Here is an 11,633-nt window from a genome sequence, read left to right on the forward strand (position 1 = left end):
CCGCGGGAGTTGGTGAAAATCGAAGATTGCGGAAAGCGGTCATCAGAAGCCCTCGCGTAGCCATCGTCCGACCTTTCCGAAATATCCGCCGGTCCCTGTCTTGATCTGCTGCCGCGTATGCCGCGGTTCGACATGTTCGAGGTGAACATATTGCGGGTAGACCAGAAGTCCGGCCGGCACCGCGAACGCGGCGTTCTTCGCCTCGTTGGGCAGCCGGCCGAAACCGAGCGGACGACCGACCCGCACGGGCCGGCCGAGAATCCGGGTGCCGAGATCGACGAGGCCGGTCAGCTGCGAGGCCCCGCCCGAGAGCACGACACGGCCGTTCGGCTCTGCGGCGAAGGGCGAATCCTTCAGCTTGTCCCGAACCATTTCGAAGACTTCCTCGGCACGGTGCTTGACGATGTTCGCGATGGTGGCGCGGGAGACGATCTGCGGCAGATCCTGCTCGTCACCGGCTGTCGGCACAGACATCAGCTCACGCGAGTCCGATCCGCCGGTGATGACGGTGCCGTATAAGGTCTTGATTCGCTCGGCATCGGCAATGGTCGCCGAGAGTCCGCGCGCAAGATCCATCGTGATGTGTTGCCCGCCGACCGCAAAACCCGCCGCGTGCACGAAGCGGCCGCCCGAATAAACGGCAATCGTGGTGGTGCCGGCGCCCATCTCGACGACAGCGGCGCCGAGATCGGCCTCGTCGTCGGTCAGCACCGACAATCCGGCCACATAGGGGCTGGCTGCCATGGCTTCGACATTGATGTGGCAGCGCTCCACCGCCAGCATCAGGTTCCGCGCCACGGTGGCGTCGCAGGTGACGACGTTCATGTCGACGCCGAACTGGTGCGCGACCATGCCGCGGGGATCGCGGATGCCTTTGACACCATCGAGCGTGTAGCCGACCGGCAGGGCGTGCAGCACGGTGCGGCCTTCGCCGGTGGCGTGGCGCATGCCGGTGGAGGTGACGCGGCTGACATCGGCCGGCGTCACGGCGCCGCCACGAATGTCGGCGGCAGCCTCGACCAGCTGGCCGGCGAGCCGGCCGCCGGAGACCGACAACAGCACGGACTCGACCCGCACCTTGGCCATCTTCTCCGCAAGCCCGACCGCCTGGCGCACCGCCTGCTCGCATTCGCCGAGATCGATCACAGCGCCGGCCTTCATGCCGCGCGCCTGGATCTGGCTATAGCCGATCAATTCCACCGCATGGGTGCGGCCGCGCAGCGCATCGCTCGGCGGCGAGGGCTTCAGCCGCGCGATCATGCAGGCGATCTTGCTGGTGCCGATGTCGAGGCAGGCGACGATGCCGCCGCGCTTGTGCGGCATCGGGCGCGTCTTCGGCGTCTGGGTGCGATCGAGACCGGTCATGCGGAATCCCCGGCCTTCTTTTTCTTCTTGTCCTTGAACAGCTCCTCGCGCGCCTTGGCGGCGTCCTCGGAGAGCTGCACCACCAGCCGGTCCGGCAGGCGCATGTCGACGGCGACGATGTCGCGCGAAAAGAGCCTGTCCTCCTTGTCGAGCTTCGACAGCATCGCAAGCGCGTTGCCGACGTCCTGCTCGGGCAGGCGGATGTCGAGACCGTCCTTGAGCCGCAGGTTCCAGCGCCGCTCGCCGACGTAGATCGCGGCCTTGGTGACCGAATGGACCTGCGGATAGCGCGCCAGCAGCGCCAGGAAATCGCGCGCCTGGGTTTCGGCGCCCTTGCCGACTACGAGCGGCAGCGACAGGAAGCGGCGCGAGACATAGGGCTCGAGCACGGCGCCGTCGTCGGCGATGACGGAGAGCCGGCCGGCCTCCTGCCACAGCGCGAACGCCTTGCGCTCGGTGAGCTCGATCATGAGCTGGCCCGGATAAAGCTTCAGCACGGTCGCATCAGCGATCCAGGGATTGGCCTTGAGCTTGTCGCGCACCGCCTCGGCATCGAGGAACAGCAGCGAGGAGCGGCCGCTGACGCCGCCGATCGCGAGGATCTCGTCCTGGGTCAGCTGCTTGCGGCCGTTGATGACGACGGAGGTGATCCGGAAGCCGGCGGAATTGGCCAGCGCATTGCGGGCATCGCTGACCGCGGTGACGAAATCCTGGAGGTGGCCGCCCTTGACGATGCCGAAGCCGCAGCTGCCGATCAACAGCAGCACGGTCATGGTCAGGCCGACCCGGCGCGGCAGATAGCGCTCGACCAGCGCGACCAGGCGCGGCGGTGGCTCGCGCTCGATGACGGCCTTGGCCTTGGCTTTGTCCCTGGCGGCAGCGCGCGCCGCTTCGTGCTTGTCCTGCATCCACTCGCGCAGAAGCACGACCGCTCCGATAGCGGCCGCCTTCAGGTCAGCTTGGGGCCTCAGCGATCTTAAAAGCGATCGGGTGAGGCGTCCTGCACCATCCATTGCACGAGCTCGTCAACAGTTTGCCCGCGACATCGCGCGGATCCTGGCGAACATGACGTCTCGGACCTGCCGGGCCGGGTGCTGGTCTTCAGCAGAAGAAAACCTCTCCCCTTCAAAGCGTTCGCTGGGGGTGACATCACCCGCGACAGCTCACGCGCCGGCAGCCAAAGCGCCATATGCGCCGCCAGCGTTAACCTTCGGACGTCCTGGTAAACAAAAGGTAAAGTTCGTTAACGACTCGCGCATTTTGCCTCGCGATGTCTGGCATTTGCGCCGCGATGTCCGGCATTTTACCGGTTTTGGCCACCAAACCGCCCCGTTTCGCCGGTCTGGCCGTTAACCAGTCCTGACTATTTCCGCACGCGCTGGCAGGCGAGCTCGACCAGGCCGCGCAGGAAGTCGACGAACTCGATGCCTTCGGCTTTCAGCGCCTTGGGGTAGAGCGAGGACTTGGTCAGCCCGGGCAGCGTGTTGGTTTCGAGATAGACGAGGCCCTTGTCCGAGACGATGAAGTCAGAGCGGGAATAGCCGGTGCAGGACATTGCGCGGTGGGCCAGCATCGCCTGCTCCTTAAGCGCGGCGGTGATCTCGGGTGCGAAGCGGCCGGGGCAGATCTCCTGGGTCGACTTCAAAAGATACTTCGCCGCGTAGTCGAAATTGCCCTCGCCCGGAATGATCTCGATCGGCGGCAGCGAGATGATCGAGCCGTCGGTGCGCTCCAGCACGCCGCAGGTCGCCTCCACGCCGGCGATGTAGGGCTCGATGACGTACTCTTCATGCTTCGCTGCGTTGCGGACAGCGACGAGATCCTGCTTGGCGTTGACGAAGATCAGGCCGTAGCTCGATCCGTCGCGCGCGGGCTTTGCGATCAGCCTTCCATACTCGGCGAAAGCCTCGTCGATATCATCGAGCGCAAGATTTTCCGGCGGCGTCACGCCGCCGAGCGCGGCGAAGTGCTTGGCTGCGATCTTGTCGAAGGCCAGATGCGACGACGCCGAGCCCGAGCCGGTGAAGGGCACGCCGCGCGCCTCGCACATCACCTGCAATTCGCCGTTCTCGGCACGCCCGCCGTGCAGGCCGAGCACCAGCACGCGATCCTCAGCCTTGGCCCGGTCGAGCGCCTGCGCGAGCGGGACGCCGCGCGTGCCCGGCTTGAATTCGTCCTCGAACGGGCGGGCATGCTCGAGCAGCTGCTTCGACTGCACGACGTGCACCTTGTCCTCGACGTCCCACCACCAGAGGTCAGCCTCGGGCAGCGCCTGATGCAGCGCCTGGGCTGTGGCAACCGAGACGAGACGCTCGCGGTTGGAGCCGCCGAAGAGGATGGTGATGCGCATGTTTTTTGGTCCGTTACCTATCTGCATCGTCATTCCGGGGCGCGCTGAAAGCGCGAGCCCGGAATCCATAACCACCAGTCGGGGTTATGGATTCCGGGCCTGCGCCTGCGGCGCATCCCGGAATGACGGTGATCATGAAACCCCGATCCGCTTGATTTCCCAGTGTAGCTCAATTCCGGAATTCGCCTTCACCCGTTCGCGCACGGTCTCGCCGAGCGTCTCGATGTCGTGCGCGGTGGCATCGCCCGTGTTGATCAGGAAGTTGCAGTGCATCTCCGAAACCTGTGCGCCGCCGACGCGCAGACCGCGGCAGCCGGCGGCGTCAATTAGCTTCCAGGCGGAATGGCCGGGCGGATTCTTGAAGGTCGAGCCGCCGGTTTTCTCGCGGATCGGCTGCGCGGTCTCGCGATGGCTCTGCACCTCCGCCATGCGCGCGCGGATCGCCTCCGCGTCCCTGATCTCGCCGCGAAAGCGCGCGGAGGTGAAGATGATGGAGGGATCGACGCCGCTGCTGCGGTAGACGAACTTCATCTCGGCCTTGGAGAAGACGTGCTTGGTGCCGTCGCGCCCGACACCCCTCGCCTCGATCATCACGTCCTTGGTCTCGCCGCCATTGGCGCCGGCATTCATGCGCAGCGCGCCGCCGATCGTGCCGGGAATGCCGAAGTAGAATTCGAGCCCGCCGATATTGGCGGCGGCGGCGACTTCGGCCACCCGCTTGTCCAGCGCGGCGGCGCCCGCTGTGACGATGTCGCCGCTCGCGCTCGCCTCGCCGAAAGCGCGCGGCGCAAGGCGGATCACGACGCCGGCAATGCCGCCGTCGCGCACGATCAGGTTGGAGCCGACCCCGATGACGTAGACGGGAATGTCGGAGGCGAGATGCGCCAGGAAGTAAGCGAGATCGGCCTCGTCCGCTGGCGTGAACAGCACCTGCGCTGGACCGCCGACGCGAAACCAGGTGAGTTCGGCGAGCGACTGGTTGGCGAGCAGCCGGCCGCGCAGATCCGGCATCGCGGCTTTGAGAGCGGGCGTGATGTCGGGGAAACCCACCGTCCTTACCCCAACGCCTTCAACTGGTCCGGCAGCGCATACGCCCATTGCGTGATGTTGCCGGCGCCGAGACACACAACGAGATCGCCGCTCTTGGCGATGCCATGGACGATTTTGGCTAGTTCGCCGGCATTGGGCAGCGGGATCACCTCGCGATGGCCGTGGGCGCGCAGGCCGGCGACGAAATGATCGCGGTCGATGCCTTCGATCGGCGCTTCGCCGGCGGCATAGACATCGGCGACGACGACCGCGTCGGCATCGTTGAAGCAGGTGCAGAACTCCTCGAACAGGGATTGCAGGCGGGTATAGCGATGCGGCTGCACCACCGCGATCACCTTGCCGGTGTAGGAATCGCGCGCGGCCTTCAGCACGGCTGCGATCTCCACGGGGTGATGGCCGTAATCATCGATCACGGTGACGCCGTTCCACTCGCCGGTCTTGGTGAAGCGGCGCTTGACGCCGCCGAAGCCGGCCAGCGCCTTGCGGATCACCTCGTCCGACACGCCGAGCTCGTGCGCGACCGCGATCGCCGCCGTCGCGTTCGAGGCATTGTGCCGGCCCGGCATCGGCAGCGCGAGATCGGCGATCTCGTGCGTGGTGCCGTTCTTGCGGTCGCGGATCACGACCTTGAACTTCGAGCCGCCGCCGCCCGCGGTGAGATCGACCAGCCGCGCATCGGCCTGCGGATTCTCGCCATAGGTGATGATGCGGCGGTCCTCGATCTTGCCGACGAGGCTCTGCACCACGGGATGATCGATGCACATCACGGCAAAGCCGTAGAACGGCAGGTTCTCGACGAAGTGACGAAACGCGTCCTGCACGGCCTCGAAGGTCTTGAAGTGATCGAGATGCTCGGGGTCGACATTGGTGACGATCGCGACATCGGTCGGCAGCTTCAGGAAGGTGCCGTCGCTCTCGTCGGCTTCCACCACCATCCAGTCCCCCGCGCCGAGACGTGCGTTCGAACCATAGGCGTTGATGATGCCGCCGTTGATCACGGTCGGGTCGAGCCCGCCGGCGTCGAGCAGCGTGGCGACCATCGTCGTCGTGGTGGTCTTGCCGTGCGTGCCGGCGATGGCGACGCAGCTCTTCAGCCGCATCAACTCGGCCAGCATCTCGGCGCGGCGCACCACGGGAATGCGTTTCTCGCGCGCGGCCATCAGTTCCGGGTTGTCGCGCTTGATCGCGGAGGACACGACCACGACCTCGGCGCCGTCGATGTTCTCGGCCTTGTGGCCGACCGAGACTTTCGCGCCCTTCTTGCGCAGACGGTCGAGATTGTAATTGTCGGAGGCATCCGAGCCCTGCACGGCATAGCCGAGATTGACCAGCACCTCGGCGATGCCGCTCATGCCGATCCCGCCGATCCCGACGAAGTGGATGGGTCCGATCTCGCGCGGCAGTCTCATGTGGTTTCCTTGGGGTCATCGTCCGCGAAGGCGGACGATCCAGTACTCCGCGACGCCTGAGATTCAAATCAACTGCGTCGGATACTGGATGCCCCGCTTTCGCGGGGCATGACAAGTGACTTTTTTGGCCATTCGGGCCGGAACAGGCGTCAGATTCCCGCGACCTTGACCACGAGATCCGCCAGCCGCTCGGCCGCATCGAGCCGGCCAGCGCCGCGGGCGGCTTCAGCCATCGCGGCAAGCCGCGCCGGCTCGGCGGCGAAGCCAGAAATTTCCGACGCCAGCCGGTCGGAGGTGAACTCGGTCTGCGGGATGCGGATTGCGCCGTCGACCTTGACCAGCACGCCGGCATTGGCGAACTGGTCCTGGTCGATCGAGCCGGGCAGCGGCACCAGGATGGAGGGGCGGCCGATCGCGGCGAGCTCGGCCACGGTACCCGCGCCGGAGCGCGATACCACGAGATGATTGGAGGCGAGCCGCGCCGGCAGATCCGTGAAGAACGGCGCGAGCTCGGCCTTGATCTTGAGCTTGTCGTAGACGGCGCGCACGCGGCTCATGTCCTCTTCGCGCACCTGCTGGGTGAGGACGAGACGGCTCCACAGCGCAGGCTCGAGCCTTTCGATCGCGCCCGGCACGATGTCGGCCATGATGCGCGCGCCCTGGCTGCCGCCGACGACGAGCAGACGCAGCGGACCGTTTGGCTCGGGCGCTGCATATTTCACCGCAGCGGCCGCGAGGATCGCCGGACGCATCGGCGTGCCGACGGTCGTGGTCTTGCCTGCCAGCGCCGGGTCGCGATCGAGCACACCGGGCAAGGACGTCGCGATGGCGCGCACGTGGCGCGACAGGAACCGGTTGGCGCGGCCGAGCACGGCGTTGGCGTCGTGGATGATGCCGGGCACGCCGGCGAATTTCGCCGCGACCAGCGGCGGCAGCGTCGGATAGCCGCCGAAGCCGACGACAGCGACGGGCTTCAATCGCTTGATCAGCGCATAGGCCGACAGCGTTCCGGCGGCAAGCGTGAGGCCGGCATAGGCGAGCTGGAACGGATTGCGGCCGCGCGCGGTCTCGCTTCTGACGACGTCGATCATGTCCTTGCTGAACAGCCCGCTATAGCGCAGCGCGCGCTCGTCGGTGACGAGGCGGACGCGATAGCCGCGCCGGATCAATTCGACGCCGAGCGCCTCGGCCGGAAACAGATGGCCGCCGGTGCCGCCCGCGGCGAGAAGAATCAGGGGGGACGTGTCCATAATGAGAGAGTTTTACAGGGTCTTTCTCGTCATTGCGAGCGAAGGCAACAATGAGTGTTCGTGCCCCGGGCGCAGCGCAGCGCGCTGCCCTTCGCAGCGTGGTGCGCTGCTGAACCGGGGCCCATTCCTTCTGCGATATGGCTGCGGCATCCTGGGTCCCGGCTCTGCGCTCCGCTTCGCTGCGCTTGTCCGGGACACGAGAGCTTCACGCGTAACTGCGCATCGCCTCGGCGTGGCCGCTCGCCTCGACCTCGGTGCGCGGGCGCAGCCGCGTCAGCGCCAGCATCATGCCGACGCCATAGGCGAGCGAGACCATCGAGGAGCCGCCATAGGAGATGAAGGGCAGCGTCATGCCCTTGGCGGGGATGAGCTGCAGGTTCACCGACATGTTGATCGCCGCCTGCACGCCGAACAGGATCGCGAGCCCGGAGGCCGCAAAGCGCGCGAACATGTCCTCGTTGGCATAGGCGCGCGACAGCGTGCGGATCACGACGAAGGCGAACAGCGCAAGCATCGCAAGGCACAGGATGATGCCGAACTCTTCGCCAGCGACCGCAAACACGAAGTCGGTGTGGCTGTCCGGCAGGCTGCGCTTGGCGATGCCCTCGCCCGGTCCGAGCCCGAACCAGCCGCCGTTGTAGAACGCCTCCATGGCGGTATCGACCTGAAAGGTGTCGCCGGAGGCCGGGTTCATGAAGCGCCTGATACGTCCTGCGACGTGCGGGACGAACAGATAGGCGCTGAACAGGCCGGCCGCGCCGAGCCCTGCGAGGCCGAACACCCAGATCATCCGCATGCCCGCGATGAAGAACAGCGAGCCCCACACCATCAGCACCAGCATGGTCTGGCCGAAATCCGGCTCCATCACCAATAGCGCGACCAGCATCAGGAGCAGCACCACTGCCATCGAGGTCGCCGGCATCTCCGGGCGCCTGGTCGATTCCGCGAACAGCCAGGCAGCGATCACGACAAAGGACGGCTTTGCGATCTCGGAGGCCTGGATGTTGACGCCCAGCAGCGTGATCCAGCGGCGCGAGCCCTTCACCTCCGGGCCGAAGGCGAGCGTGAGCACGATCAGGACGATGCTCGCCGCGAAGATGATCAGCGCCGAGCGGCGGATCGCGCGCGGTGACAGGAAGGACACCCCGAGCAGCACGATGCAGGAGGGCACCAGGAACAGCACGTGGCGGCTGAAGAAATGGAAGGCATCGAGCCCGATGCGGGTCGCAACCGGCGGGCTCGCCGCCAGTGACAGGATCACCCCGGTCAGCATCAGCCCCAGGATGGCGCCCATCAGCGGCTTGTCGACGGTCCACCACCACTCGGAAAAGGGGGTGCGTTCTTCACGGGAGAGCATGGGCGGCCGCTTTCGGACAGAGGTCCGTTCATTGGTCGCCGAGGTTGGTTACCGGGGGGTTAACATGATGGTTCAAGTTGTGGAGAGTCTCGTGCCCCGGACGCAGCGCAGCGCGCCGCCCTTTGCGGCGCGCTGCGCTGCAGAGCCGGGGCCCAACTCTCAACAGTATACCGTATCGGGGGGGGGGGGGGGCTCGCGCTCCGCGCGTCCGGGACACGAGAGCGCCCTCACACCACCGGCTTCACGCCCGGCAGGACTTGCACCAGCTCGCGGAACTTGGTGCCACGGATCTCGAAATTGCGGTACTGGTCGAAGGAGGCGCAGGCGGGCGACAGCAGCACGACCGCATCAGTGAGGCCCGAAGCCTCGGCATCGCGCGCGGCGTGCTCGACGGCGACGTCGAGGGTCTGGCTGATCTCGTGCGGGACCGTTCCGAGCGTGCCCGAAAACTCCTGCGCGGCTTCGCCGATCAGATAGGCTTTTCGAATGCGCGGGAAGAAGCCCGTGAGGCCAGTGATGCCACCCGCCTTGGGCTTGCCGCCGGCGATCCAGAAGATGTCAGCGAAGGACGACAGCGCATGCGCCGTGGCGTCGGCGTTGGTGCCCTTGGAATCGTTGACGAACAACACGTTGCCGCGGCGCCCGACCTGCTCCATGCGATGCGCCAGGCCCGGAAAGCTGCGCAGGCCGTTCTGCAGCACGTCCTGGCTGATGCCCATCGCGAGCGCGGCAGCAGCCGCGCAGGCCGCGTTTTGCGCGTTGTGCTGGCCGCGCAGCGAGCCGATGCCACCGAGCGCGGCGACCTCGCTGCGGGCGCCGCCCGCGGCGCGCACGATGGTGCCGTGCTCGACGTAAATGCCCGACGCGAGCGGGTTCTTGACCGAGATGCGCACCACGTTCTTGCCGGCGCGGTCGAGCCGGTCGGCGATGTCGCGGCAAAAGCCGTCATCGACACCGACAATCGAGGTGCCGCCGACCTGCACGCCGGCAACGAGGCGCTCCTTCACCGCGGCGTAGTGCTCGATCGTGCCGTGGCGGTCGATGTGGTCCTCGCTGACATTGAGCAGGATGCCGACGGAGGGATCGAGCGAGGGCGTCAGGTCGATCTGGTAGGACGACATCTCGATGACGTGGACGCGGCCCGTGCGCGGCGGCTCCAGCGACAGGATCGCGGTGCCGATGTTGCCGCCCATCTGGGTGTCGTAGCCCGCGACTTTCGTGAGATGCGCGATCAGCGCCGTCGTGGTCGACTTGCCGTTGGTGCCGGTGATGGCGACGAACGGGGCGTCCGGCGCGTGGCGGCGCCGCTCCCGACAGAACAGCTCGATGTCGCCGATTGCCTCGACGCCAGCTTCGCGCGCCTTCAACACGCTCCAGTGCGGCACCGGATGCGTCAGCGGCACGCCGGGCGCGAGCACCAACGCGGCGAACTTCGCCCAGGAGACGTTGCGCAAGTCCGCGGTGATGAAGCCGGCCTGCGCGGCCTTGGCGACGTTCTCGGCATTGTCGTCGGCGGCGATCACGTCGGCGCCGCCGGCCTTCAACGCATGGCAGGAGGCGAGCCCCGAGCCGCCGAGGCCGAACGCCGCGACCGTCTTGCCGGCGAAGGACGTGACGGGGATCATCGATCGGTCACCGCAGCTTCAGCGTCGAGAGGCCGGCGAGCGCCAGCATCACCGAGATGATCCAGAATCGGATCACGATCTGCGGCTCGGTCCAGCCCTTCTGCTCGAAATGATGGTGGATCGGCGCCATCCGGAACACGCGCTTGCCGGTGAGCTTAAAGGACACGACCTGGACGATGACCGAAACCGCCTCGAGCACGAACAATCCGCCGATCACGGCGAGCACGATCTCGTGCTTCACCGCGACGGCGATCGCGCCGAGCATGCCGCCGAGCGCGAGCGAGCCGGTGTCGCCCATGAAGATCGAGGCCGGCGGCGCGTTGAACCAGAGGAAGCCGAGACCGGCGCCGAGCAGCGCACCGCAGAGCACCGCGAGCTCGCCGGTGCCTGCGACATATTTGATCTGGAGGTAGTCGGCGAACACCAAGTTGCCGGTGAGATAGGCGATCATCGCGAAGCTCGCGGTGGCGATCATCACCGGCACGATGGCGAGGCCGTCGAGCCCGTCGGTGAGGTTCACCGCATTGCCGGCACCGACGATCACGAACGCGCCGAAGACGACGAAGAACCAGCCGAAATGCAGCACGGTATCCTTCAAGAAGGGAATCGTCAGCGCGGTCGAGGCGGGATCGCGGTTGAGCCGCACCAGCGCATAGCAGGCGACCAGCGCGATCACGGCTTCGATCAAGAGGCGCAGCTTGCCGCCGAACCCGGTCGTGGTTTGCTTGGTCACCTTGAGGTAATCGTCATAGAAGCCGACGAAGCCGAAGCCGAGCGTCACCGCGAGCACGATCCAGACATAGGGGTTGAGCGGATTCGCCCACAGCACGGTGCCGACCGTGAGCCCGGACAGGATCATCAGCCCGCCCATGGTGGGCGTGCCCTTCTTGGAAAGATGCGATTGCGGACCGTCGGTGCGGATCGGCTGGCCCTTGCCCTGACGGATGCGCAAGTGATCGATGATCCAGGGGCCGAACAGGAACACGAACAGCGCGCCGGTCACGATGGCGCCACCGGTGCGGAAGGTGATGTAGCGGAAGACGTTCAGGAAGGTGCGAAAGGCACCGAAGCCCGGAAATGTGTTGGAAAGCTCGATCAGCCAGTAAAACATTCAGACGGTCCTATGGCGCCTTTGCACGTCCAGGTGCTTCACGCGCATTCGCTGGTCTTCGTCATGGGCCGCGCGTTCGGGAAACGGACGGCTTTCGCCGCAAGGGGTGGGATTCG

9 protein-coding genes are annotated in these 11,633 nt (G+C 66.3%); all 9 read right to left on the reverse strand.

Translation table 11 applies throughout. The features are described 5' to 3' along the window. Window positions 1-42: 42 nt before the first annotated feature. Window positions 43-1,365 carry a cell division protein FtsA gene (gene ftsA, locus ACM43_RS21345; protein WP_036003557.1) on the reverse strand — a complete coding sequence of 441 codons (1,323 nt, stop codon included), beginning with the start codon at window positions 1,363-1,365 and terminating at the stop codon, window positions 43-45. Next, window positions 1,362-2,378 (reverse strand): cell division protein FtsQ/DivIB, encoded by a 1,017-nt coding sequence (locus tag ACM43_RS21350; RefSeq protein ID WP_271542670.1) that lies wholly within the window; start codon window positions 2,376-2,378, stop codon window positions 1,362-1,364. Before ACM43_RS21350 ends, ftsA begins: the two co-directional genes overlap by 4 nt. Window positions 2,379-2,728: 350 nt before the next feature. Continuing rightward, window positions 2,729-3,715 carry a D-alanine--D-alanine ligase family protein gene (locus tag ACM43_RS21355; RefSeq protein ID WP_271542672.1) on the reverse strand — a complete coding sequence of 329 codons (987 nt, stop codon included), beginning with the start codon at window positions 3,713-3,715 and terminating at the stop codon, window positions 2,729-2,731. Between the two features lie 132 nt (window positions 3,716-3,847). Beyond that, the gene (gene murB / locus ACM43_RS21360; protein WP_271542673.1) at window positions 3,848-4,765 is read right to left on the reverse strand and encodes a UDP-N-acetylmuramate dehydrogenase; all 918 of its coding nucleotides are present in this window, start codon (window positions 4,763-4,765) and stop codon (window positions 3,848-3,850) included. A gap of 5 nt (window positions 4,766-4,770) precedes the next feature. Beyond that, window positions 4,771-6,174 carry a UDP-N-acetylmuramate--L-alanine ligase gene (murC, locus tag ACM43_RS21365; RefSeq protein ID WP_271542675.1) on the reverse strand — a complete coding sequence of 468 codons (1,404 nt, stop codon included), beginning with the start codon at window positions 6,172-6,174 and terminating at the stop codon, window positions 4,771-4,773. A 149-nt stretch (window positions 6,175-6,323) separates the two neighbouring features. Continuing rightward, a complete protein-coding gene (gene murG / locus ACM43_RS21370; RefSeq protein ID WP_404543088.1) occupies window positions 6,324-7,424 on the reverse strand; it encodes an undecaprenyldiphospho-muramoylpentapeptide beta-N-acetylglucosaminyltransferase in 1,101 nt (366 codons plus the stop codon). A gap of 205 nt (window positions 7,425-7,629) precedes the next feature. Further along, a complete protein-coding gene (gene ftsW / locus ACM43_RS21375; protein ID WP_271542677.1) occupies window positions 7,630-8,781 on the reverse strand; it encodes a putative lipid II flippase FtsW in 1,152 nt (383 codons plus the stop codon). Between the two features lie 227 nt (window positions 8,782-9,008). Continuing rightward, window positions 9,009-10,406, reverse strand: coding sequence for a UDP-N-acetylmuramoyl-L-alanine--D-glutamate ligase (gene murD, locus ACM43_RS21380; RefSeq protein WP_271542679.1), 1,398 nt, complete (start codon window positions 10,404-10,406; stop codon window positions 9,009-9,011). A 7-nt stretch (window positions 10,407-10,413) separates the two neighbouring features. Beyond that, a complete protein-coding gene (mraY, locus tag ACM43_RS21385) occupies window positions 10,414-11,517 on the reverse strand; it encodes a phospho-N-acetylmuramoyl-pentapeptide-transferase (RefSeq protein WP_157286936.1) in 1,104 nt (367 codons plus the stop codon). Between the last annotated feature and the right edge of the window lie 116 nt (window positions 11,518-11,633).

This window comes from Bradyrhizobium sp. CCBAU 45321, assembly GCF_028128975.1.
GTDB classification, from domain to species: Bacteria; Pseudomonadota; Alphaproteobacteria; order Rhizobiales; family Xanthobacteraceae; genus Bradyrhizobium; species Bradyrhizobium yuanmingense.

Excerpts from the sequence above, each read along its gene's own strand:
- ftsA (WP_036003557.1), bottom strand. The coding sequence starts at position 1,365 with ATGACCGGTCTCGATCGCACCCAGACGCCGAAGACGCGCCCGATGCCG.
- ACM43_RS21350 (WP_271542670.1), bottom strand. The coding sequence starts at position 2,378 with ATGGATGGTGCAGGACGCCTCACCCGATCGCTTTTAAGATCGCTGAGG.
- ACM43_RS21355 (WP_271542672.1), bottom strand. The coding sequence starts at position 3,715 with ATGCGCATCACCATCCTCTTCGGCGGCTCCAACCGCGAGCGTCTCGTC.
- murC (WP_271542675.1), bottom strand. The coding sequence starts at position 6,174 with ATGAGACTGCCGCGCGAGATCGGACCCATCCACTTCGTCGGGATCGGC.
- murG (WP_404543088.1), bottom strand. The coding sequence starts at position 7,424 with ATGGACACGTCCCCCCTGATTCTTCTCGCCGCGGGCGGCACCGGCGGC.
- ftsW (WP_271542677.1), bottom strand. The coding sequence starts at position 8,781 with ATGCTCTCCCGTGAAGAACGCACCCCCTTTTCCGAGTGGTGGTGGACC.
- murD (WP_271542679.1), bottom strand. The coding sequence starts at position 10,406 with ATGATCCCCGTCACGTCCTTCGCCGGCAAGACGGTCGCGGCGTTCGGC.
- mraY (WP_157286936.1), bottom strand. The coding sequence starts at position 11,517 with ATGTTTTACTGGCTGATCGAGCTTTCCAACACATTTCCGGGCTTCGGT.